Source organism: Kribbella sp. NPDC051770 (assembly GCF_040681455.1).
In the GTDB taxonomy this organism is placed as follows: Bacteria; Actinomycetota; Actinomycetes; order Propionibacteriales; family Kribbellaceae; genus Kribbella.
In genome coordinates, this window is record NZ_JBFAYT010000002.1 from 425,741 (window position 1) to 447,763 (window position 22,023).

Consider the following 22,023-nt stretch of genomic DNA (forward strand, 5'->3'; position numbering starts at 1 on the left):
CGTTGCATTCAGTTCTACGACCACGAAGGGGACCCGAAGATGCGGAGCAAGCGGACCATCGGTCTGATCGGCGTACTGGTGCTGGCCCTGCTCGGGCTGGCGGGAGTGAGCTCGCAGGCGATCGCCAAGCCGGACAAGCCGACCGTCGTCCTGGTGCACGGCGCCTTCGCCGACTCCTCCAGCTGGAACGGCGTGATCAAGCGGCTGGAGAAGAGCGGCTACCCGGTCGTCGCGGTCGCGAACCCGCTGCGCAGCGTCAGCGGCGACGGCACCTACCTGAAGAGCGTGCTGGCCGGCATCAAGGGCCCGGTCGTGCTCGTCGGACACTCGTACGGCGGCCAGGTGATGACCCCGGCGGCGACCGGCAACAAGAACATCAAGGCGCTGGTCTACATCGCGGCCTTCGCGCCGGCCAAGGGCGAGAGCGCGCTGGACCTGACGAACAAGTTCCCGGGCAGCACGCTCGGCGCGGCCGTGCAGAGCATCCCGCTCGGTGACGGCAGCAACGACGTGAGCATCCAGCCGGCCAAGTTCCGCGAGCAGTTCATGGCCGACGTACCGCGCAAGGAGGCGGCGCTGGCGGCGATCACGCAGCGGCCGGTCCGCGACGTGGCGCTGGGCGAGGCGGCCGGTGACCCGGCCTGGACCAGCATCCCGTCGTACTTCCTGATCCCGACCGGCGACCGGAACATCCCGCCGGCCGTGCAGCACTTCATGGCCGACCGCGCGCACGCGAAGGCGGTCGTCGAGGTCGACGGCGCCTCGCACGCGGTCGCCGTCTCCGAGCCGGGCGACGTCGCCGACCTGATCAAGCGCGCCGCTCGCTGACCCCGGAGCCCGCCTCGGTTCCCTGATGACCGAGGCGGGCTTCGGCCTGTTTGAATCGGTTCCATGACCGACGTGACCAGCTTGTACGACGAGACCGCCGACGCCTACCACGCCACCATCGACCCCGACGGCGCCGGCCTGACCGACCCGACCTTCGACGACCTGGTCGGCGAGCTGCACGGCCAGCGGGTCGCCGCGATCGCCTGCGGCCAGGGCCGCGACGCCCGCCACCTCGCCGACCTCGGCGCGAGCGTCGTCGCGGTCGACGCCTCCGAGGGGCTGCTGACCCACGCGCGCCGGCTCGAGCAGGAGCAGCCGCGGGGCATCGAGTACCTGCACGGCGACGCGCAGCGGCTCGACGTACTGGATGACGGCTCGTACGACGGTGCCGTCTGCTACATGGCGCTGATGGACATCCCCGAGCTGGAGCCGACGCTGCGCTCGGTCGCCCGGGTGCTGAAGCCGGGCGGCTGGTTCGTCGCCGCGATCGTGCACCCGTGCACCAAGCCGCCGGCGCACGGCGAGCTGATCGACCACACCGCCGGGACCGCGCGCCGCGTGACCGGCCGGTACTTCGAGGAGGGCCCGTACGACAGCGCCACCCGGTGGGCGATCCTGCCGAACGTCTCGTACCACCGCACGCTGTCGACGTACGTGAACACACTGGTCGCGTCCGGCCTGGTGGTCGAGCGGATGGCCGAGCCGATCGGCGAGAGCCCGGTCTGGCGCGAAGCCGCCCAGCTGCTGTACGTGCGCTGCCGCCGCATCGATTCTTAACGCTGTGAACCCTTGACGCCACACAGTGATACGCGATTCACTGATCGCGACTTCGGTCAGATCTTTCTGTAAATAAACCTTCGTACGACCGCCCCCGACGAAGGTGCTGCTGTACGACGTGCTCGTGCGTTGACCTTTCGGGGGCCGCCCCAGGACCCGTCCGAAAGGAACCCCGCCCCCATGAAGGCTTTTTCTTCACCTTGGATCAAGCTTCGAACCCGATGGGCCGTCGCCGGCCTGGCGGTGGCCACGGCCGCTGCCGGTGCCGTCGTCGCCCCCACGGCCGGAGCCGCCACCCAGTCCGAGGCCGCCGTCGCCGCTCCGAGCGCCGCGGCCGCCCTGCCGAGCGGGTTCCGCAGCGTCGGCTACATGCCCTCGTGGGCCGGTGACGTGAACGCCATCCAGTTCTCGAAGCTGACGCACATCAACTACGCGTTCGCGCTGCCGAACTCCAACGGCACCCTGCAGGGCATCGAGAACACCTCGAAGCTGTCCCAGCTGGTCAGCCGCGGGCACGCCGCCGGCGTCAAGGTCTCGCTGGCGATCGGCGGCTGGAACGACGGCAACGACTCCGCCTTCGAGCAGCTGGCCGGCAACTCCGGTGCCCGGAACACGTTCGTGAACAGCGTGATGGGCGTCATCAACCAGTACGGCCTGGACGGCGTCGACATCGACTGGGAGTACCCGGACCCGGGCCAGTCGGGCAACAACTACACCGCGCTGATGCAGCAGCTCAGCAACACCCTGCACGCCAACGGCAAGCTGCTCACCGCGGCCGTCGTCTCCGAGGGTGGCACCGCGAACGGCGTCCAGCCGGCCGTCTTCGGCTACGTCGACTGGCTGAACATCATGGCCTACGACGGCGGCAGCCCGCACGCCGGTTACGACTGGTCGATCAACGCGGCGAACTTCTGGAAGAACCGCGGTCTGCCGAAGAACAAGACCGTGCTCGGGGTTCCGTTCTACAGCCGCCCGAACTACACGCAGTACAAGGACATCGTGGCGATGAACCCGAACAACGCCAACGTCGACTGCGTGAACATCAACGGGTCGCAGAACTGCTACAACGGCATCCCGACGATCAAACGCAAGACCCAGTGGGCGGTCGCGAACGCGGGCGGCATCATGAACTGGGAGCTGTCCCAGGACGCCACCGGCAGCGCCTCGCTGGTGAGCGCGATCTTCGACGCCGCCGGCGGCACCACCCCGCCGCCGACCGGTGGCAAGACCGGCCCGATCAAGGGCATCGGCGGCAAGTGCGTCGACGTCGCCGGGGCCAACCCCACCAACGGCACCGCGGTCCAGCTCTGGACCTGCAACGGCTCGACCGCCCAGACCTGGACCGTCGAGAACGGCACCATCCGGGCCCTCGGCAAGTGCCTCGACGTCGCTGCCGCCGGTACGACGAACGGCACCCAGGTGCAGCTGTACGACTGCAACGGCACCGGCGCCCAGGGCTGGCAGGCCCAGTCCAACGGCACGATCCTGAACCCGTCGTCCGGCCGCTGCCTGGACGCCACCGGCCAGAGCTCGGCCGACGGCACCCGGCTGCAGATCTGGGACTGCGCCCGGTCGGCCAACCAGCTGTGGACCGTCCCGGCCTGATCCAGCACCGTCCGGCGCCCCGCCCTCTTCCTCGAGAGGGCGGGGCGCCGTCATGCCGGGATGGTGAAGTTGACCAGCGACCCGTTCCACTGCGCCGACGCGGCCGGCCAGTGCCGGCGGACCGTCCGCAGTACGGCGTCGTTGCCCGCGCCAACGATGAGCAGGAACTGCGTCGCCCCCGCCGCCACGGCCCGCTCGGTGGCCGCGCGCAACAACCGCGCGCCCAGCCCGCGCTGCTGCTCGCCCTCGGCAACGATCACCGCCAGCTCCGCGGTCGGTCGCGCAACGTCACGGACCCACGCCCACATCGCGTGCCCGACGACCTGATCGCCGCGCGCCGCGACCCAGGCGTCGCCGTCCGGGCAGACCAGGTGCTGTACGAACGCCGGCCGCGGCGGCCGCCTGATGGGGGTCTGGAACCGGTGGTAGAGGGTCAGGTCGGACATCCCGGCCAGCATCTGGGCGACCGGCTCCCGGTCGGCCGCGACTGCCGGTCGTACGGTCAAGAACTCGTCGACTGTCACGTTTCAAGCGTCGGCCAGGCGCGCAGACGAACAGTCGACGTTCGATAGCTGACCGTCCGGTTCAGGACGAGCCGGTCGTCGATCCGAGCTCGACCACCAGCACCGGGCCGGCGACCATCGACAGCGCGTCCGTGAGGTCGGCCGCGGGATCGGTCAGCAGCCGCGCCCGCAGGCCGATCGCGCGCGCGTCGTCGAGAAGCCGGCGCAGGAGGGCCGACCTGTCGGTGCCGACCTCCGCTCGAAGGATCTGCTCGTGGACCGCCTGCACCCCGGGTCCTGGCCTGATCCCCAGCTCCGTCGACAGCAGGTCGTACAGCATCCGGTAGACGTCGAGCGCCTCCGCCCGGCGGCCGCTCCGGTAGAGCGCGGTCAGGTAGATCTCGTAGAGCGGCTCCTCGAGCGGGTTGAGCTGGATCAGCAGCGGCACCTCCGCGACGACCTCGGCGTGCTGCCTGAGGTCGAGCCGGCACTCCAGCAACTCCTTGCCCGCCGAGAGTTTCAGCTGCTCGAGCCGGAAGCGTTCGCGCTCCGCGGCCTCCCCCGGTACGCCGGCCAGCGCCGTACCGGTCCAGAGCTCCAGCGCCGCCTCCAGCCGCTCGGCCGCCACGGCGACGCGTCCTTCGGCACGCTCATCGCGCGCGGACCTGATCAGCTCCGCGAACTCCGTCGCGTCGACGACCAGCTCCGCTCGTACAGCGCGGCCTTCGGCATCGGGTTGGCGTGGATCCCCGCCAACGTGCAGGTCGAGCGCGTAGCTCCGCGACCGGAAGCTGATCGGCACCACCCGCCGCAGCCGCGACACGTAGGTCCGGATCACGGTGTCGCCGGTTGGCGGCGCATGCTCGCCCCACAGCCCGTCGGCGAGCGCCGCGCTGGTCACGAAGCCGCCGTCCGCAGCGAGCAGCATCATCAGCACGGCCTGCTGCTGCGGCGATCCCAGGTCGAGCGGCTCGCCGTCGCGGTGCAGCTCCGGGGGCCCGAGCAGGGCGAGCCGATACCGGGCCACGGATCAGCCGGCTTGTCCGGTACGCCGCCCGCCGCCGCTTTCGGTGCGCGGTGGCCCGCTGGGCTTCGGGTCCAGGTAGATCGCGTTCACCCAGACCTGGGTGAGGATGTCGACCAGCTGGTCCGGCGGCAGCGCCGGCTGCTCACCCATCGACCCTGCCTGCATCGCGCGCTCGTTCATCAGGCTCAGCGCGATCGCCAGCTCCCTCGCCGGTACGCCGGCCGGCGCGGCGCCGCGCGCCCGCTCGGCCTCGATCGCGGTGGTGATCCGGCGCACCCAGCGCTCCATGATCGCCGCCCACAGCTCGCGGATCTCCGGATTCGCCGCGCGCAACTGGGCGACCGCGGCGACCACCGCGCGGTGCTCCTCCCAGGTCTGCACCGACGCCTGGATCGCGGACCGCCACTGCTCGTACGGATCACCGCCGGCGTCCTCGAAGCGCTGGTTGGTGGCCGCGAACGACGCCTCGGCCATCCGATCGAGCAGCGCAAGCACCACCGCGGCCTTGGAGGAGAAGTAGAAGTAGAACGCCGGCCGGGAGATCCCGACGCTCTTCATCAGGTCGTCGATCGACACGTCCTGCAGCGGCCGCTCGCCCAGCAACTGCTGCGCGGCGTCGAGGATCGCCCGCTCCCGGTCGTCCCCGGACACCCTCGGCGTCCGGCGGCTGCGGCTTCGAACAGGCTCGTACATGCCTTGAAGATTACAAGCCGTCGATCAGTTCAACAAGTCGTCACTGTTCTTGACACGATGTCAGATCGCTCATCGCGCGACCTCCGCCGCGCTCTCCAGCACCTCCAGCGCCGCGTCCCGCCCGGTCTCCGCGGCCACCCGCAGCGGCCCGGGGCGGCGCTCCGTTCGGCCGACCCGCGCGCTGCCGAGCGGCGGCCGGATCTGCAACGTCGCGGGATGTTCGGCCAGCAGCCGTTCCTCCTCGGTTCGCAGCTCCTTGCTGTGCAGCCACAACTCGTACGCCCCCGGCGCGTACCGCGCGAACCACCGCGCGACCAGCATCCGCTGCGCCCGTGAAGGTGCCGTCGACGTCTCGTCCGTACGCCGGGTCCGCAGCGCCACGACATGCGTCGCCTGCTGCGCGAGCGCCGTACGGACCGGGACGCCCTCGCTCAGCCCGGCGTCGACGTACCCGCGGCCACCGATCTCGACCGGCTCGCCCGCGAGGAACGGCATCGCCGTCGAGGCCCGCAACGCGGTCTGCAACGACGCCTGGTCGACGATCCGGTCGTGCAGGTCGACGGCCGCGCCGGTCAGCGCGTCGGTGGCGATCGGGTGGAAATCGACCGGGTTGTCGAGCACCTCCTGGAACCCCATCGGCATCACCTCGGTGTAGACCGTGTGGATCAGGTGCCGGGTGTCGATCACCGGCAGCCGGCGCAGGACGCGGCGCGGGTTGATCGTGGTCTCCATGATCGCCGGGGTCCACCAGGCGCGCAGCGTGCTCTCCGCACGACCGCAGAGCAGCCACGCAGCGTTGAGTGCACCCGCCGAGCTGCCGTACACGGCATCGAAGGCCGGCAGCAGGCCGAGCCGCTCGATCGCGACGGTCATCCCGGACGAGTAGGCGCCGCGCGAGCTGCCGCCCTCGATCAGCAGCACCAGCCGCGCGTCGTCGGACCGGTCACCCGGCGTACTCCCCTGGCGTCTGCGATCGCTCAGCAGCTGAAGGACATCGGTCACCAGTCCTTTATAGGCCGGGGCCTGTCAACGATCGATAAATCGGGGCGGTCAGAAACGTACAAGCCGCGAGCCACGAGCCCGGCGTACATCTGGAGCATGCCCAAGTCGACACCGTACGCCTACCTGCTGGTCACGATGATGCTGTTCGGGACCGCCTTCACCGGGTCCAAGGTCGTCGTCGGGCAGCTCCCGCACCAGGTCGCGGCGGTGCTGCGGTTCGGCGGCGGCGCGCTGACCGGGTCGCGGGCGCTCGGCGAGCTCGCGTACCTGCTCGCGGCGGGCTGCTGGGCGGCGTACAGCATCGTGTCGAAGCGGGTGCTGGGCGGGATGGATCCGCTGCGGGCGACGACGTACGCGACCGGGGTCGGCGCGCTGGCGCTCGGGCTGCTGGCGATCCCGTCGCTGCCGTCGACGAACTGGTCGGGCGTGGGCGGCTCGACGTGGGCGAGCCTGGTGTTCCTGGCGATCGGGCCGACGGCGATCGCGTACCTGTTCTACTTCCGCGGGCTGCGCGCGGTCAGCCCGGTGACCGCGACGATCATGATGTTCACGGTGCCGGTCTTCGGCACGATCTCGTCGGTGGTGTTCCTCGGGGAGTCGTTCACCGGGCTGCAGGTGGCCGGCGCGCTGATCACGATCGGCGGCGCGCTGCTCGCGGTCGTCCAGCGGCCGGCCCGTACGGCGGTGCTGGTGGACAGCTCGTCGACCTGATTGACGGTGCATCAACTTTACTGACACCATGTCAGACATGAGCGTGGGTTTCGGGCTGCTGGGCCCGGTCCGGGCGTGGCGGGACGGCGTCGAACTGCCGCTCGGCGCGCGGCCGCAGCGCGCCGTACTCGCGGTGCTGCTGCTCGCCAAACGCCGCCAGGTCTCGGCCGACGAACTGATCGGCGCGGTCTGGGGATCGAGCCCACCCCGCAGCGCCCTGATGGCGACCCGCACGTACGTGAGCCGGCTGCGCACTCTCCTCGACGACATCGAGATCCGCGCGATCGGCGGCGGCTACCAGCTGATGGCCGCCCCGGCCGCCGTCGACGTCTCGATCTTCCACGAGACCAGGGCCGCCGCCCGCGCCGCTCACACCCGCGGAGACCTCCCGGAGGCATCAAGGCTCCTCCACGACGCCCTACGCCTCTGGCGAGGGCCAGCCCTCGAGGACCTGACCGGCCCGTACTTCGCCACCCGCCGCCAATGGCTCCAGGAGCAACGCGCGACGACCCGCCAGGACAGCTGGTCCCTGGCGATCGACCTCGGCCTGTACGCCGAAGCAATCGCCGACCTGACCCAGGCGACCGCCGAAAACCCTTACCACGAACAACTCTGGGCGCTGCTCGTCCAGGCCCAGACCCTCGCCGGCCTGACCACGGACGCCGCGGCGACGTACGCGCGCATCTCCCAGATCCTCGCCGAGGACCTGGGCCTGGAACCAGGCCCGGCCCTCCGCGCGACCGTCAGTCACCGCTCAGTGGCGTGACCACCTCCACGTCCCCGGTCACCACGTCGTAGACCAGCCCGCCGCGTGGTGTGATGGCGCCATGACCACACTGAGCGACTTCGCAGAGTTGGCCCGGGGCGAGCAGGGGCTGGCGGTGGTGGCGACCGTGCGGGCGGATCTGAGTATCCAGTCGTCGGTCGTGAATCTCGGGGTGATGAACCATCCGATCGACGGCGAGCCCGTCGTCGCGTTCGTGACGTACGGGAAGGTGAAGCTCGCGAACCTGCGGGCCCGCAGTCAGGTCAATCTCGCTGTCCGCGCGGGCTGGCGCTGGGCGGCGGTCGAGGGCAGCGCGGAGATCGTCGGGCCGGACGATCCGCACCCGGCGGTCGACGCCGAGCGGCTGCGGCTGCTGCTGCGCGAGATCTTCACCGCCGCCGGCGGCACCCACGACGACTGGGACGAGTACGACCGCGTGATGGCCGCCGACCGGCGGGCCGCTGTCTTCGTGCGGCCGACCCGGATTTATGGGTAACCGGTTTGACAGGTGACGCGCGAGCGTCGATGCTAGTAACCGTTCTGACCGGTTACTAGCATTCAAGGGTTGATCATGGCCGTCGTACGGTTTCAGCTTGTCTCCACGCTCAGCGTCGCCGAAGTGATGACGGTGCTGACCGACTTCAGCCCGGCCCGGGCTGCGGCCTGGCCGTCGATCGACGCCGAGCACCTTCAGGTGCACGGGGTCGGCGAGACCTGGGCCGAGGTGACCGAGGGGACGAGCGCGGCCTGGGAGCGGGCGCGCTACGAGTGGGACGCGGCGGGTCGGCGGGTCGACGTGACGACGCTCGACTCGAAGCTGTTCGGGGCCGGCGGGGGCTGGGTTTTCGAGCTGACGCCCGAGCGCGACGGCACCCGGGTCGACGTACAGCTCACCCGGAAGCCCAAGGCGTTCAAGGGAAAGTTGCTCGCGGCCCTGTTGCCCGTCGTCGGGCCGTCGTCGTTGCGGAAGTCTTTCAGCGGTCCGCTGAAAGCCAAGTGATCAAGGGGTTTGCTGCAGCTCCGCGCAGTCGCGGAGGTTGTTGACCCGGGCCCGTTCCTTGTCGGCCTCGGACGCGGTGAACTCGGTCGGTTGCCGGGTCTCCGGGGACAGTGTGGTCGGCGTGAAGTTGCGCTCGACAACGGTTCGGCCGTGCAGCTTCAGCTGCAGTACGCCGCCGCGCCAGTCCTCCGGGGTCAGCAGGCCGGAGCCCCAGAGCAGGTTTCCCATGCCGTAGGCAACGAACGTCTTGCCGAGGTAACCCTGCCCCTGCAGGACGTGCGCGTGCGCGCCGACCACGACGTCGGCGCCGGCCGCGGACAGGTCCTTGGCGAACGACTGCTGCTGGGGAGTCGGGCAACGGTCGTGCTCCGACCCCCAGTGCGGCGCGACGACGACCACGTCGCTCGTCTTCCGCGCGGCCCGTACGGCGGCCAGCGCCTGACGGCGGTCGATGGCCGCCACCGCGAGCCCGGGCTTGATCTTCGTCGCGGTCCACTCCTCGGCCAGGTCGGAGACCTGGCTGAAGGCGAGCACCGAGACACGGATGCCGCGGATCGTCGTACGGTACGGGGCGTACGCCTGCGCCGCGTTGCGGCCGCCGCCGACGGTCGGCAGGCCACCGTGCCAGGCCGCGGACATCGTGTCGAACAGGCCGTCCGGGCCGTAGTCGAGGGTGTGGTTGTTGGCCAGGCTGATCAGGTCGACGCCGGCCGCCTTGATCGCCGTCACCGCGCGCGGATCGGTGCGGAACAGGTAGCGCTTGTCCTGCGCGGCCCCGCGGGTCGTGATCGGGGTCTCCAGGTTCACGATCGCGAGATCGGCGCTCTTCAGCTCGTCGACGACCGGGCCGAAGGCGGTCGCCGGGTCGTTCTCCAGGAGCTCCTGCGTCTTGCCCTCGAAGTTGACGTCGCCACCGAAGGCCAGCGTCAGCGCCGGTCCCTCGGCCTGCACCGGCGGGTCCGCCTTGAGCTCGCCGCCGGTGCAGCCGGCCAGGACGAGCAGCAGCAGACTGATGCCCAGGGCCCTCATCCGAGCACCCGCTTCAGCCGCGGCGCGAGCGGTTTCTCGACGTACCGGTGAATCAGGTAGGCAGCGGCAACCATCACGAGACAGGTGACGCCGACGAGCACGTACTTGTTCACCGCGTTGCCCAGTCGCTCGAAGATGATGAAGCCGATGTGCGCGTGGATCAGGTACAGCGGGTAGGTGAGGGCGCCCAGGGCAACGAACCACGGACGCGCCAGCCGTGTCGTCAGCCGCAGCGCCACCGCGATCATCACCGCGAACACGAGCACGATCGCCGCGACCACGACCGGTGTGTGCAGCGGGGTCTGGAAGCGGTGCTCGACGTCACCCGCGAACTGAATGCCGCGGTGGACCGCGTTCACCAGGCACAGCCCGACCAGCACCAGCCAGGACGGCCGCGGGCCGAAGCGGTAGACCATGCAGAGCGCCATGCCCGCGATGAAGTAGTGCGAGAACTGGGTGTTGAGGACGAGGTCCACGCTCGACGGCAGCACGCCGAGCTCGTACACGGCGGTGAGACCCAGCCAGGTCCAGAGCACGATGCCGACCCGGCGCGTGGTGATCGTGAAGAACGTGAGCGCGAGGATGATCGCGTAGAACCGCAGCTCGGCCCACAGCGTCCAGTACACGACGTCGACGTTCTCGAGGTTCGCCAGCGAGTTGAACATCGTCAGGTTGCCGACGTACTGGAAGAAACCGATCGGGAACCGGCCGGCGCCGAACAGCACCGAGACCAGCGCGGTCAGCGACACCGCCACCCAGTACGCCGGGTAGAGCCGGACCACTCTCGACACCAGGAAACTGCGCGGTGTCCGGTCCCACGCCGACAGCAGCACCACGAACCCGCTGATCATGAAGAACAGGTCGACGCCGAGGTACCCGTACCGGGCGATCAGGCTCGGTGCCTCGAAGCCGAGCGGCGAGACGACCTTGTAGTACCCGGCGAACAGGTAGTGGTAGAGCACCACCGAGACCGCCGCGAAGATCCGCAGCAGATCGATCTCGTACAACCGGCCGACATCCACCCGGGCAGCACGCTGCTCCCCCGCCAACAGACTCATGCCCCCCAACCTATCCACCCGAACAGGGTGCGGGCGTCAGACCAAAGGCGTAACCGGGCGTCCTCCGAAAGGCGTAAAGACGCCAGTGCGTCCCCGCTGTTCGCTCAGCGGGGACGCACTCGCGATCAGCGAAGGGTCAGCGGACGACCAGCGTGAACGGGTGGGTGTACCCGGCGTCGACCGGGAGGCCGTCGACGTTCCTGGAAGCCGCGACCCACCAGCGGAACTGGTGCGTACCGCGCCGGTTGAACGCGAACGGGCCGCTCTGGACCGAGCCCTCGTCGAGGGTGCGGTACATCAGTCCTTGCCACTGGCCACTGCTGTTCTTGAACTGCAGCGCGACCTGCTGCGGCCCGCGCGGCGCGACCGAGACGGTCGCGTTCGGCTGCTGGCCGAGGGTGATGTCGGCGTCGAGGAAGCGCGCGTCGAGCACCTGCGGGGTGGCGCGGATCATCTTGACGACGCTGTTCGCCTGGACGTTCGTGGTGCCCGCGCCGAGCCCCGACTCGTTCAGGATCCCGCGGTACTCGCGAGCGCCGGGGTTCGTGATCACGAAGGTGTACTTGCCCTGAGCATCGGTCTTGCTGACACCGATCGAGTACCACGGCGAGGTCGCCGAGTTCCGGCCCTGCAGCGACATCTGGTGCTGCACCAGGTTGGTGCTGTCGGCCACGACGCGGCAGTCACCGCCGGCCGGGTTCGCCAGCTTGCTCAGCGCGATCGAGCCGGTCATCGTCACCTTCGCGCCGTAGATCCCGGACGCCGGGGTGTTGAACGCGACCGAGCCGGTACGGGTCCGGATGGTGCCCGCCGTGGTCTCACCCCACTCGTTCGACCGCACCAGCTCGACCGAGTACGGCCCGGCCTGCACCGGCACCTGCCCGTACTCGTTGGTTGTCGACGGCAACGCCACGGTCTCGCACTGCGCCGCCGTACCGGCCTTCACCCGCGTCACTTTCGGCGTCATCAACGGCGCGCCCGGGCGGTCCAGCGGGTCGTTCGGCGTCGTGTCCTTCGCGGTGTCGGCCGCGAACGTCCACTGGAGCGCGCCGCGCACCATCCCCTTGCTGATCGCCGTGTCGCCCCACAGGTACCGGTCGAAGCTCGCCGACCGAGCGCCCGCCGTACTCGGGTCGGCCACGAAGATCCGCGCCGTGCTCGCCGCGTCGTGCGACGGCTTCAACGCCGACGCCGGTACGACGAGCTCGTTCGCACCGGCCGCCGTCGTCGTCCCGATCCGCTCCGCCTGCCGCCCACTCACCTCCAGGTACACGTCGTTCGCGATCCCCGCAGCCTCGGTCCAGCTGATCTTCACCGACCCCGGCGCCGCCCACGCGACCTTCACCTCCGACACCGCGGCCTGCCCAGCAGGAACCGCCTGCGCCACACCCGGCACTGCCAGCCCACCGACAACCGCCAGCGCCGCCAAAGACTTCCGCATCATGGTCAATCCCCCAGATCCTCACCGCCCCGCGCATCGGGGCACTGTTGAGACGCCCTGTCACGCGGCAAAGGTTGAGTGGGTTTCGGACTTTTCCGGCGGCACCTGGTGTTCACGCAGCGTCAATCAGTAGACACGTGACGTATGTACTGACTTGCCTGCGGGCTGTCATTCTCGGAGGCGTTCATCTTCCGCCCCAGCTCTCGAAAAGAGTGTTGTATGAACGATCTTTCCGCACGCCCTCCGCAGCGCCGGCGCCGGGTTCTCGGTGTCGCGCTGGCCACCGCCGCGCTGATGGTGACCTCGGCCGCCGCGGCGTACGCCGCACCGCCGCCCTCGTTGCCGCAGAACGCCGGGGGTTACGAGCAGTCGTTCTCCCCGGCGTACGACTACGACGGTGACGGTTGCTACGCGACGCCGGCGATCGGTGCCGACGGCACGCTCAACCCCGGACTCAACACCAGCGGCGCGGTCAACGGCAGCTGCCGGGACCAGTCCGACCTGGACAACAGCCAGACCTACTCGCGGGCCAAGTGCAACAACGGCTGGTGCGCGGTCGTGTACGCGAGCTACTTCGAGAAGGACCAGGCCGTCGCCGGCAGCGGGCTCGGCGGGCACCGGCACGACTTCGAGCACGTCATCTCGTGGATCAACCAGGCCAGCAACCAGGTCGAGTACGTGACCACCACGCAGCACAGCAGCCAGGTCACCTACCCGCGCTCGCAGGTCCGTTTCGACGGCTCGCACCCGAAGGTCGTCTACCACAAAGACGGCGCCAGCACGCACTTCTTCCGGCTCGCCAACGGCAACGACGAGCCGCCGGAGAACCACTACCACAACTGGCGCTACCCCCCGCTGGTCGGCTACGACGGCTTCCCCAGCACCGCTCTGCGCGACAAGCTCATGAACGCCGACTTCGGCTCAGCCACCATCAAGGTCACCGACAAGGACGACCGCTTCCGCAACCTCCTGAACGCCTCCAAGCCCGGCGGCATCCCCTTCGACCCCTGGGCCTGAGCAGCTAGAGGCAGGCCGGGTGCCCTGGTGGCGCCCGGCTTGCCCCGTGGGTACCGGCCCGGCATGCAGCCGTTCCTCCCGTACGCCGACTTCCGCGCCACCGCGCAGGTCCTCGACCCCCGCCGCCTCGGCAAGCAACGCGTCGAGACCATCCAGATCCTCCGCGGCCTCACCGTCGAGAACTACGGCTGGCGCCACCACCCAGCCGTGAAGATGTGGTCCGGCTACGAGGAAGCCCTGGTCCGCTACGGCCTCGAGATCTGCACGGCCTGGACCGCCGAGGGCCGCGCCGACACCTGCGAACTCACCCTCCGCACCGACCTCTCCACCGCCTGCGGCATCACCAAGATCCGCCCGCAACAATCCCTGGCGAAATCCGGCGACCTCCCACCCTGGCTGGGCGACAAGCAGTTCCACCAGAGCCACCGCTCCGCCCTCCTCCAGAAGGACCCGGCGTACTACGGCCCGCTCTTCGACGACCCCGCGGATCTCCCGTACGTCTGGCCGCCCTCGGACCGAAAGCCCTGCGGCAGCTAGCAAGAACGGACGCCGGGCGCTAGGCCCGGCGTCCGTTCCTGCTCATCAGATCTGGGTCTTCACGAACTGTTTGCCGCTGGTGTTCTCGATGACGACCGCTGTCACGTCGGCGGGGTCGATCAGGGCGTTGCCGTCGAGGGTGGTGCCGTTGGCGGCGCCCTTTTCGGAGACCATCCAGCTGCCGGCGATCTCGCGTCGGCCGTCCTTGCCGATGACCACCAGGCGGCATGGTTCGTTTGCCGGGAGGCCGGTGACGGCTACGTTGACGCGGACGAAACCGCTGGCCGGCTCGACCCGGGCTGTCAGGCGAGCACCGGTCTGCGGGTCCACGCTGCTGGCGAACTTCGTCCCCGGTACGGCGGTGCTGCTGGCGGTCGGTGTCGGTTCCGGACCCGCCACCGGCTGCTCGTCGCCCGTGTTCCGGCCGATCACGACGCCGCCGAAGACGGCTGCGACCGCGGCCACCGCGGCGATCGCCGCCACCGTCCCGCGCCCGGTGCCACCGCCGGCCGCGGCCGACTCCTTGCGTACCTGGCGCAGCGTCCGGTGCAGCAGCAGGTCCGCGTCGTCCGGCGGGCCGTCGAGCAGCGCCTCGGCCGGGACCTCCTGCAGGAAACTCTGGAGCTCACGCAACGCGCTCACCTCTTCCCGGCAGGACTCGCAACCGGCCAAGTGCTGCTCGACCTGTTCCGCCCCCGCCGTGTCCAGCTCACCGTCGACGTAGCCGTCGATGTCCGCGTGTTCGGTTCCCATCAGGCCACTCCTTCCATCCCGAGGTGCCGTCCCGCCGGGAAGTGCTCCCGCAGGGCCCGCAACCCGTAGTGCGACCGTGATTTCACCGTGCCGGGTGGGATGCCGAGCACGTCGGCGGCCTCGGCGACGCTGCGTCCCTCCAGGTAGATCTGTTCGAGCACCACCCGGTGCTCGGGGGACAGCCGGTGCAGGGCCTGCAGGACGACCATCGTGTCGACGACGCCTTCGGCGTGGTCGCGCTCGACCGGCACCGTGGTCTCGGTCTCGGCCACCTCGGCCGGCCGCGCGTTCCGGGCCCGGACCCGGTCGGTGACGATGTTCCGGACGACGGTGAGCAGCCAGCCGCGCACCGAACCCTTGCCGTTGCTCAGGTCGTCGAGATGCCGCCAGGCCCGGACCAGGGCTTCCTGGACGACGTCCTCGGCGCTGGCCCGGTCGCCGGTCAACCGCGTGGCGTAGGCGAGCATCGCCTTGCCGTGCTCGTTGAACAGCGTCCGGACCAGCTCCTCGTCCGCCGACTCCCGGCGGCGTCGGGTGATGAACCCGGCCATTCAGTTCCACCTCTCGCAGGTTCCGCGGCGCGGAACGTTCCAGCGGCCCGTGTCGCCGGGCCCGCGCCCCCCGCGCCGTCCCGGATCTTCTCACTCGCGGTGCCCGGCCCCGCGGTGGGCCGCCCGCCGGTCGGTACGGCGGGCGGTCCGCGGGGGTCACGTGCCATCCCCTCGTACGGCACGTGCCCGGACCTTCTGAACACGGATCCCGGGGCCGCCCGGGTTCACCCGAAAATGTGACCCTCGTCACATCCGAGGATCTGAACCCGGCGCACCCGGTGCGCCGTGTGTGCTGCCGAACGGACCCGACGGGACCGCCCGAGCTCGAGGGAAGCACCCATGAACATGCGCAGCACGATGCTGAAGATCGCACTCGTCACCGCCGGTCTCACCGCATTGGTGGCCTGCGGCAACTACAACCAGCCGGACGCCGCACCGACCGTGGTGCAGACCGTCACGGTGCCGGCGCCGCAGCCGAACGCCGACGCCTCGACGCAGGCCGGCGGCGTACAGAACGACGGTACGCAGAACGAGCAGGAGCCCGCCCAGCCGGCCGAGCCCGCGCAGCCGGCCCAGCCGCAGCAGCAGGCCGGGACCGAGCCGCAGCCCGCCGTCGTGCAGCGCACCATGGGTCAGGTCAAGATCTTCGACGGGCCGGCCTCGGCGCCGATCCCGCCGGTCCCGGCCGGCAAGAGCAGCCCGGCGGTCCAGGTCCAGGTCGGCGCGAACGGCGTCGTCACCGACGGCCGCGGGATGACGCTGTACCGGTTCGACAACGACTCCGCCAAGCCGCCGACGCCGACCTGCTTCGACGACTGCGCGAAGAAGTGGCCGCCGCTGCTGGTCAAGTCGCCGGGCAAGATCTACACCGTCGGCGTCGACCCGAAGATCGTCAGCTACGTCGAGCGCCCGGACGGCACCTGCCAGGTGACGATCAACGGCTGGCCGGCGTACTACTTCGCCAAGGACAAGGTGCCCGGCGACATCCTCGGCCAGGGCGTCGGCAAGACCTGGTTCGCCTTCAACGCCCAGGGCGGCAAGGCCGACGTCGCGAACACCGGCGCCGGTTCGGGCTCGGGGTACTGACCCCCACCAGATCGCTCGGGGTGGCCCTTGGGGGCAGGGGCCACTCCGAGCCGCAACCTTCTAAGCGGTGCAGCGCTTGTCCTCGTTGAGGCAAGCCACCAGCCGGCCCATCAGGGCCGGCTGCATCACGTTGATGAAGTGGCTGTGATCGGCCAGCGCACTGCGGCCGTCCTCGGGGAAGGTGTCGACGGAGTAGTCGGCGCCCTTCGGTACGTCGTACCCGATCTCGAGGTGCAGCTGCGGGACGGGGAAGAAGCCGGGCGGGCAGCCGCCGGCAGCGTTCGGGAAGACCAGGTGCGAGCTGTGGTCCGGGCTGTCGAGGGACTTGCCGTTCCAGCAGCTCGGGAAGTCGAAGACGCGGATCACCTGCTGGCCGTCGGGGCAGCGCGGGTAGTCCTTGGCCACGCGGTCGCGGGCACCCGAGCAGGTCCACTGCAGGTGGTCGGTGTGCTTGCCACCCTGGGAGAAACCGTGCGCGTTGCCGGTCGCCGTACGGAGGAACTCGGGCATCGGTACGACGTCGCTGACCGGGCTGCCGCGGAACTCGATCGACACCGAGGCGGGTGGCAGCACTCTGCCTTCGTTGCCGTGGGCATCATGTTCGGCGCTGCTCATGCCGCTCATGTCGTCGTCGCCGGGGACGCGGACGACGGGCCAGTAGTAGCTCGACTTGTCGCCGCCCTTGCAGGTGGTCGCCGCCGCGGCCAGACTCCGATCGGTCGAGAACGCAGTGGTCGACACGTTCCCCACATAGTCGTGCAGATGATGGGCCGCGCCGACGACCCCCGGATTCACCACCAGGTTGTCCGAGTTGCGGATGCCGCGTTCGTTGCGGCCGCAGTCGACCCGCCAGGTCCCGGTCGAGGCATCCGCGGTCGGCGGCACCGCCGCCGGCGTCTGCGGCGCGTCGGCGATCGCGACGTACCGGACCGCGTCGCTGTCGTCACCCAGCACCCCGCAGCCCGCGACCACCATCACGATCCCCAGCCAGGCGAACCGCCGCATGCCTTCCACCAATCATTGAACCTTCACACACAACGAGCCAGAAGGTAGCACGCAGGACCTGACGCGATTCGGCGTACTCAGGCCTCGCAGAGGGTGCGGACGGTCTCGAGTTCTTCCTCGATGACGGTGGACTGAGCTTCGACGGCGTCCTGGGATGAGCCCTCGGGGAAGAAGAGGGTGAACTGGTACTCGGCGCCGGTGCCGTTGGGGATGACTCGGGTGTAGACGCCGGGGCCTTCGGGGGAGATGAGGTCGACGGTGCCGTGCTCCTGCGACGTACGGACGATGACGTGGCGTTCGGTGTCGCCGCTACGGAAGAGCCAGGTGCCGCCGGCCGGCTCGACCGTGTCGACGGCGCGGGGAGCCCAGTGGGGAAGGTTGTGCGGGTCGGCGACGAAGGCGAAGACCTCGGCCGGGGTGGCGTCGATGGCGATGCTGCGGGAGATCGTGATGTTCGTAGGCATGTGCTGATCATAGGCAGATGCTTACGATTGGACAATGCCTACGATGCTCGGATGGAGCGCGATGACCTCGGGGCCCTGTTCGGTCGGGTGGTGCGGCGGCTGATCGCGGCCGAGCGGCCGTTGCTGGAGGCGCACGGGCTGACGATGTGGGAGTACTCCGTGCTCACCCACCTCGCGAAGCAGCCGACCGAGACGCAGCAGGCCTTGGCGGCGGCGATCGGGTACGACAAGTCGCGGCTGATCCCGCTGCTGGACGGACTTGCCGGGCAGGGGTTGCTGGTTCGTGAGCCTGATCCGGCGAACCGGCGGGCGCATGCCGTGCGGTTGACGCCGGACGGTCTCGCTCGGTTGGAGGCCGCGAGGGCTGATATCCGGGCGATGGAGGAGGAGCTGCTCAGCGTCTTGAGCGCCGCGGAGCAGCGGCACCTGCTCGCCGTACTCCCGCGGCTCGCCGACTAAGGCAGCTTCGGGTGGTCCGGGGAGAGGAAGACGACGATGTCGGTCTCCGGCCCCGCGACAGGTGGTTCGTGCCAGCCGGTACGCCGGTAGAACGCGATCGTGTCGTGCGCCTCGTTCCAGGTCAGCAGCCAGGCACCGTTGGGCTGTCCTTCGGTCGCCGACGCGAGGAGGCGGCGGCCGAGGCCGGTTCCGCGCGCCCAGCCGAGGACGCCGAGCTCGTCGATCTCGAAGGCACCCACGAGCAGGTCGTCGGTCTGCTCGGCGCCGAGTCGCTCCCGCACCTTGCCGTACGCGCGGTCGGTGCGGAACGGCGCCGGCGTCGTCCAGCCGGTGACGAAACCGGCGATCCGGCCGTCGCCGGCGCGCTCGATCCAGGCCGCGAAGCCGGGGCGCCGGGCGTCGTCATCGAGGCGCTTCCGGAAGGCCACGCGGGTCTCGTCGGGGTCGCGGTGGGTCCAGGGCGGCGCGGTGAACACCTCGACGTACGCGTCGGTCAGCTCGTCCGCGATCCGGAGGATGTCGTCCTGGTAGCGCTGCACGCGCTCGAAGCTACCCGGCCGAAGGGGCGCAGCCCTGGACCCTTAGCGACTACTGGACCGGCGTCAGGTAGATCAGCGGGATCTGGCGGTCGCCCGCGGTGGCCGGGTAACCGCTGACGCCGGGGTTGAGCTCCAGGACGCGCGCCCAGGCCGCGGTGTACTCGGCGGGGTCGGTGATCTCCTCGGCGAGCATCTCGGCTTCGCCGGTCGGGAGCTCGACCTTGACCTTCGGGTTCGCCTTGAGGTTGTGGTACCAGGCGGGGTGCTTGGTCAGGCCGTAGTTGCTTGCCCAGAGCAAGATCTTGCCGTGCTCCTTGATGCAGCCGACCGGGTTCATCCGGGGTTCACCCGAGCGAGCGCCCACGGTGTGCAGCAGGAGCAGGCCGAACGGGGAGTCGCCGCCGCCGATCCTCCCGGCGCGGAACTCGCGGATCACCATCTCGTCGTCGATCCGCTCCGGTGCGTCGCTCATGTCGTCGTTCCTCCAGTTGTCGGCTGAGACCGCGACGAGGGTATCCGGCCGCGCCGCCCGGAAAACTGAAGATCGGCGCCTGGGTTTCGTCGCCTGAGCTGTGCAAAGTGGTCCCGGAACCGCTCCGGGAGACTGTCACCCCGATCGGCGAGTTCTTGCCAACCCGCAGCGCCCGATCGGCGCGAGCCGGAGAGGTTTGGCCGGCCGCACGCCCGGACACCGGCGGCCGAGGAGGCGATGGTGATGGGCGAACGTGGAGCAGCGGTCGGTGATCTCCGGCTGGCGACGGTTGTGGTGAACGCGCTGGACATGCGCCGGGCGATTGCGTTCTGGCAGGAGGCGCTCGGGTACGAGCTCGGTGGGGAGATCGGGGAGCAGTTCGCGATGCTCGAGGATCCGGCGAAGCGCGGGCCGGCTGTGCTCGTGCAGCAGGCGGAGGCGATTCCGCGGGAGGCCGCGCCGGTGCACATCGACCTGTACACGGCTGAGCGGGAGCGGCACATCGAGCGACTGGTGCAGCTCGGGGCGAGTCGGGTCGAGGACTGGGACTACCCGGAGGAGCACGAGTTCGTCGTACTGCGGGACACCGAGGGCAACGAGTTCTGCGTGATCCGCGCCGACTGACGGTCAGCTGGTGCGGAACGAGCGCCGGTAGGTGTCCGGCGGTACGCCGACGGTCTGCTTGAAGTGGCGGCGGAGGGTGGTCGCCGTGCCGAGGCCGGTCGCGGTGGCGACGGATTCGACGCTGTCGTCGGTGGATTCGAGGAGTTGCTGGGCGCGGCGGACGCGTTGGGTGTTGAGCCATTGCAGCGGGGTCTGGCCGGTGACCGCGGTGAACTGGCGGGTCAGGTGGCGCGGGCTGACGTTCGCCTGGCGGGCCAGGTCGGTGACGGTCAGCGGATGATCGAGGCGCTGCTGGGTCCAGGACAGGAGGTCGGCGAGGGCGTGGTCGCCGGTGGGCTGGATGGGAGTGGATACGAACTGCGCCTGGCCGCCGGGGCGGTGTGGGGGCATGACCAGGCGGCGGGCGACCGTGTTGGCGATCGTGGCGCCGTGGTCGAGGGCGATCAGGTGGATGCAGAGGTCGACCGCGGCGGCCTTGCCGGCGGCAGTCAGGACGGTGCCGTTGTCGGTGTAGAGGACGTCGGGGTCGACGACGGCCAGCGGGTGCCGCGCAGCCAGTTCAGCGGTGTGGGCCCAGTGCGTCGTCGCGACGCGGCCGTCGAGCAGACCGGCGGCGCCGAGCGCGAACGCACCGGTGCACAGCGACGCGATCCGGGCGCCGGCCTCGTGCGCAGCCCGTACGGCGTCGACCAGCTCGCGCGGCGGCGGTACGTCGACGTCCGCGCACGCGGGCACGATCACGGTGTCGGCCGTCGCGAGCCGCTCCAGCCCGTCCGACGGCTCGACCAGGAACGGACCGACCCGGACGGCGCCCGGCCCGCAGAGCAGTACGTCGTACCAGTCCTCGGCAGCGGTCTCGGCCGGTGGCGTGCGGAAGATCTCGTACGCGACCGCCAGCTCGAAGTGCAGCAGGTCACCGGCGGCGGCGAGGGCGACGGTGTGCATGTCCGAAAGTGTACGCATGATGGCGTTCCGGACTCTCACCCTCGGTGACCCGCGGCCGCGAGAGTTGAGTCATGAAGATCGTGGTCTACGGAGCCACCGGGCACACCGGACAGTTCGTCGTCGCCGAGCTCCAGCGGCGCGGCCTCGACCCCGTCGTCGCGGGGCGCGACGCCGGGAAACTCACCGCCATGTACGGAAACCTGACCTCAGTCCCCGCAGCAGCGGACGACCCGCGAGCGCTCGACCGAGCCCTCGACGGCGCCGCCGCGGTGATCAACACCGCCGGCCCGTTCGCTCTCACCGCGGGCCCGCTCGTCGAGGCCGCGCTGCGGGCGGGCCTCCCGTACGTCGACGTCGCCGCCGAGATCGAGGCCAACCGCGACACCCTCACCACCTACGCCGACCGCGCCCGCCGCCAGGGCACGATCGTCCTCCCCGCGATGGCCTTCTACGGCGGCCTCGGCGACCTGCTCGTCACCCACGCGATGGGCGACTGGACGAGCGCCGACACGGCCGAGATCGCTTACGGGCTGAGCAGTTGGCAGCCCACACCAGGCACCCGCGCAGCCGGCCAGGTCAGCCACGACCGTCGCGGCGGCCGCCGCGTTCGCTTCACCAAGGGCGCCCTGGAGTACCACGACGACCCACTCACCCAGGGCACCTGGGACTTCCCGGAGCCCTTAGGCAGCCAGCAGGTCGTGCACGGCTTCACGATGGCCGACGTCGTCACGATCCCCAGCCACCTGGCGATCCCCGAGGTCCGCACGTCGATGGCGATCCAAGCCGCCCAGGACCTCGCCGACCCCACCACCCCCGCTCCGACGAGCTCCGACCAGACCTTCGTCGTCGACGTCGTCGTGACCAGCAACGGAGAACAGCGCCGGACAACGGCAAGTGGCTGCGACATCTACGCCGTGACTGCTCCACTGGCCGTGGAAGCGGTCCAGCGAATCCTCGACGGACGGACACGGACAGTAGGCGCGACCACGGCCGGAAACCTCTTCCACCCAGCGGATTTCCTGCAGGCGCTGGAACCTTTCCTCATCGTCACAACCAGTGCACAGCTGACCCCGACTCGACGGTAGGGGCAACTGCCTGGGAATCTGTGCGGTGACAGCTTTTCCGACGACA

27 protein-coding genes are annotated in these 22,023 nt (G+C 70.0%); 13 read left to right on the forward strand and 14 right to left on the reverse strand.

Annotated features, from left to right (window positions below; translation table 11 throughout):
• Positions 1–39 precede the first annotated feature (39 nt).
• The 3 genes from AB0M01_RS08610 (at position 40) to AB0M01_RS08620 (ending at position 3,210) form a co-directional block, all read left to right on the forward strand.
• Complete coding sequence (locus tag AB0M01_RS08610; RefSeq protein WP_363666996.1) at positions 40–828, forward strand: alpha/beta hydrolase; 789 nt, start codon at positions 40–42, stop codon at positions 826–828.
• A gap of 63 nt (positions 829–891) precedes the next feature.
• Complete coding sequence (locus tag AB0M01_RS08615; RefSeq protein ID WP_363666998.1) at positions 892–1,605, forward strand: class I SAM-dependent methyltransferase; 714 nt, start codon at positions 892–894, stop codon at positions 1,603–1,605.
• A gap of 180 nt (positions 1,606–1,785) precedes the next feature.
• Complete coding sequence (locus AB0M01_RS08620; RefSeq protein ID WP_363667000.1) at positions 1,786–3,210, forward strand: glycosyl hydrolase family 18 protein; 1,425 nt, start codon at positions 1,786–1,788, stop codon at positions 3,208–3,210.
• Between the two features lie 50 nt (positions 3,211–3,260).
• On the opposite strand, the gene AB0M01_RS08625 is transcribed toward AB0M01_RS08620, so the two are convergent.
• The 4 genes from AB0M01_RS08625 to AB0M01_RS08640 all read right to left on the reverse strand — a co-directional run bounded on the left by AB0M01_RS08625 (position 3,261) and on the right by AB0M01_RS08640 (position 6,435).
• Entirely contained in the window at positions 3,261–3,734 is a 474-nt protein-coding gene (locus AB0M01_RS08625; protein WP_363667001.1) for a GNAT family N-acetyltransferase, read from the reverse strand.
• Between the two features lie 61 nt (positions 3,735–3,795).
• On the reverse strand, positions 3,796–4,740 hold the full coding sequence (locus tag AB0M01_RS08630; RefSeq protein WP_363667004.1) for an AfsR/SARP family transcriptional regulator: 945 nt from the start codon (positions 4,738–4,740) through the stop codon (positions 3,796–3,798).
• Positions 4,741–4,743: 3 nt separating this feature from the next.
• Entirely contained in the window at positions 4,744–5,433 is a 690-nt protein-coding gene (locus tag AB0M01_RS08635; protein ID WP_363667006.1) for a TetR/AcrR family transcriptional regulator, read from the reverse strand.
• Positions 5,434–5,502: 69 nt separating this feature from the next.
• A complete protein-coding gene (locus AB0M01_RS08640) occupies positions 5,503–6,435 on the reverse strand; it encodes a patatin-like phospholipase family protein (protein ID WP_363667008.1) in 933 nt (310 codons plus the stop codon).
• A 96-nt stretch (positions 6,436–6,531) separates the two neighbouring features.
• Between AB0M01_RS08640 and AB0M01_RS08645 the strand changes: the two genes are divergently transcribed.
• The 4 genes from AB0M01_RS08645 to AB0M01_RS08660 all read left to right on the forward strand — a co-directional run bounded on the left by AB0M01_RS08645 (position 6,532) and on the right by AB0M01_RS08660 (position 8,912).
• Complete coding sequence (locus AB0M01_RS08645; RefSeq protein ID WP_363667010.1) at positions 6,532–7,146, forward strand: DMT family transporter; 615 nt, start codon at positions 6,532–6,534, stop codon at positions 7,144–7,146.
• 37 nt (positions 7,147–7,183) lie between these two features.
• On the forward strand, positions 7,184–7,912 hold the full coding sequence (locus AB0M01_RS08650; RefSeq protein ID WP_363667012.1) for a BTAD domain-containing putative transcriptional regulator: 729 nt from the start codon (positions 7,184–7,186) through the stop codon (positions 7,910–7,912).
• 61 nt (positions 7,913–7,973) lie between these two features.
• Entirely contained in the window at positions 7,974–8,408 is a 435-nt protein-coding gene (locus AB0M01_RS08655; RefSeq protein WP_363667014.1) for a TIGR03618 family F420-dependent PPOX class oxidoreductase, read from the forward strand.
• 75 nt (positions 8,409–8,483) lie between these two features.
• A complete protein-coding gene (locus AB0M01_RS08660; RefSeq protein ID WP_363667016.1) occupies positions 8,484–8,912 on the forward strand; it encodes a hypothetical protein in 429 nt (142 codons plus the stop codon).
• Here AB0M01_RS08660 and AB0M01_RS08665 read toward each other — a convergent pair whose 3' ends face one another.
• From AB0M01_RS08665 to AB0M01_RS08675, 3 genes are all read right to left on the reverse strand, one after another.
• Positions 8,913–9,941 (reverse strand): CapA family protein, encoded by a 1,029-nt coding sequence (locus AB0M01_RS08665; protein WP_363667018.1) that lies wholly within the window; start codon positions 9,939–9,941, stop codon positions 8,913–8,915.
• Entirely contained in the window at positions 9,938–10,999 is a 1,062-nt protein-coding gene (locus AB0M01_RS08670; protein ID WP_363667020.1) for an acyltransferase, read from the reverse strand. Before AB0M01_RS08670 ends, AB0M01_RS08665 begins: the two co-directional genes overlap by 4 nt.
• 136 nt (positions 11,000–11,135) lie before the next feature.
• Positions 11,136–12,443 carry a hypothetical protein gene (locus AB0M01_RS08675; RefSeq protein WP_363667021.1) on the reverse strand — a complete coding sequence of 436 codons (1,308 nt, stop codon included), beginning with the start codon at positions 12,441–12,443 and terminating at the stop codon, positions 11,136–11,138.
• A 216-nt stretch (positions 12,444–12,659) separates the two neighbouring features.
• Here AB0M01_RS08675 and AB0M01_RS08680 point away from each other — a divergent pair, with 216 nt between their 5' ends.
• Positions 12,660–13,457: an NPP1 family protein gene (locus AB0M01_RS08680; RefSeq protein WP_363667023.1), complete on the forward strand. Its 798-nt coding sequence runs from the start codon at positions 12,660–12,662 to the stop codon at positions 13,455–13,457.
• 63 nt (positions 13,458–13,520) lie between these two features.
• On the forward strand, positions 13,521–13,994 hold the full coding sequence (locus AB0M01_RS08685; protein ID WP_363667025.1) for an MSMEG_6728 family protein: 474 nt from the start codon (positions 13,521–13,523) through the stop codon (positions 13,992–13,994).
• Positions 13,995–14,039: 45 nt separating this feature from the next.
• Here the strand turns inward: AB0M01_RS08685 and AB0M01_RS08690 are convergent, their stop codons facing one another.
• Both AB0M01_RS08690 and AB0M01_RS08695 read right to left on the reverse strand, forming a co-directional pair.
• Complete coding sequence (locus AB0M01_RS08690) at positions 14,040–14,747, reverse strand: zf-HC2 domain-containing protein (RefSeq protein WP_363667027.1); 708 nt, start codon at positions 14,745–14,747, stop codon at positions 14,040–14,042.
• Entirely contained in the window at positions 14,747–15,298 is a 552-nt protein-coding gene (locus AB0M01_RS08695) for a sigma-70 family RNA polymerase sigma factor (RefSeq protein ID WP_363667029.1), read from the reverse strand. The genes AB0M01_RS08690 and AB0M01_RS08695 overlap by 1 nt, the downstream gene beginning before the upstream one ends.
• Before the next feature lie 339 nt (positions 15,299–15,637).
• Here AB0M01_RS08695 and AB0M01_RS08700 point away from each other — a divergent pair, with 339 nt between their 5' ends.
• The gene (locus tag AB0M01_RS08700) at positions 15,638–16,384 is read left to right on the forward strand and encodes a hypothetical protein (RefSeq protein ID WP_363667033.1); all 747 of its coding nucleotides are present in this window, start codon (positions 15,638–15,640) and stop codon (positions 16,382–16,384) included.
• A 60-nt stretch (positions 16,385–16,444) separates the two neighbouring features.
• Here the strand turns inward: AB0M01_RS08700 and AB0M01_RS08705 are convergent, their stop codons facing one another.
• Both AB0M01_RS08705 and AB0M01_RS08710 read right to left on the reverse strand, forming a co-directional pair.
• Entirely contained in the window at positions 16,445–17,389 is a 945-nt protein-coding gene (locus AB0M01_RS08705; RefSeq protein ID WP_363667035.1) for a DUF1996 domain-containing protein, read from the reverse strand.
• A gap of 77 nt (positions 17,390–17,466) precedes the next feature.
• A complete protein-coding gene (locus AB0M01_RS08710; protein ID WP_363667037.1) occupies positions 17,467–17,853 on the reverse strand; it encodes an SRPBCC family protein in 387 nt (128 codons plus the stop codon).
• Between the two features lie 51 nt (positions 17,854–17,904).
• Between AB0M01_RS08710 and AB0M01_RS08715 the strand changes: the two genes are divergently transcribed.
• Positions 17,905–18,312, forward strand: a complete 408-nt coding sequence (locus tag AB0M01_RS08715) for a MarR family transcriptional regulator (RefSeq protein ID WP_363667039.1) — start codon at positions 17,905–17,907, stop codon at positions 18,310–18,312.
• Here AB0M01_RS08715 and AB0M01_RS08720 read toward each other — a convergent pair.
• Positions 18,309–18,851 carry a GNAT family N-acetyltransferase gene (locus AB0M01_RS08720; RefSeq protein ID WP_363667041.1) on the reverse strand — a complete coding sequence of 181 codons (543 nt, stop codon included), beginning with the start codon at positions 18,849–18,851 and terminating at the stop codon, positions 18,309–18,311. The genes AB0M01_RS08715 and AB0M01_RS08720 overlap by 4 nt on opposite strands.
• A gap of 49 nt (positions 18,852–18,900) precedes the next feature.
• Positions 18,901–19,323, reverse strand: coding sequence for a nitroreductase family deazaflavin-dependent oxidoreductase (locus AB0M01_RS08725; protein ID WP_363667043.1), 423 nt, complete (start codon positions 19,321–19,323; stop codon positions 18,901–18,903).
• 243 nt (positions 19,324–19,566) lie between these two features.
• Here AB0M01_RS08725 and AB0M01_RS08730 point away from each other — a divergent pair, with 243 nt between their 5' ends.
• Positions 19,567–19,947: a VOC family protein gene (locus tag AB0M01_RS08730; protein ID WP_363667044.1), complete on the forward strand. Its 381-nt coding sequence runs from the start codon at positions 19,567–19,569 to the stop codon at positions 19,945–19,947.
• 3 nt (positions 19,948–19,950) lie between these two features.
• On the opposite strand, the gene AB0M01_RS08735 is transcribed toward AB0M01_RS08730, so the two are convergent.
• Positions 19,951–20,892, reverse strand: a complete 942-nt coding sequence (locus AB0M01_RS08735) for a helix-turn-helix domain-containing protein (protein WP_363667046.1) — start codon at positions 20,890–20,892, stop codon at positions 19,951–19,953.
• Positions 20,893–20,963: 71 nt separating this feature from the next.
• On the opposite strand from AB0M01_RS08735, the gene AB0M01_RS08740 reads away from it, so the two are divergent.
• Positions 20,964–21,977 (forward strand): saccharopine dehydrogenase NADP-binding domain-containing protein, encoded by a 1,014-nt coding sequence (locus AB0M01_RS08740; RefSeq protein ID WP_363667048.1) that lies wholly within the window; start codon positions 20,964–20,966, stop codon positions 21,975–21,977.
• The last annotated feature ends 46 nt before the right edge of the window (positions 21,978–22,023 follow it).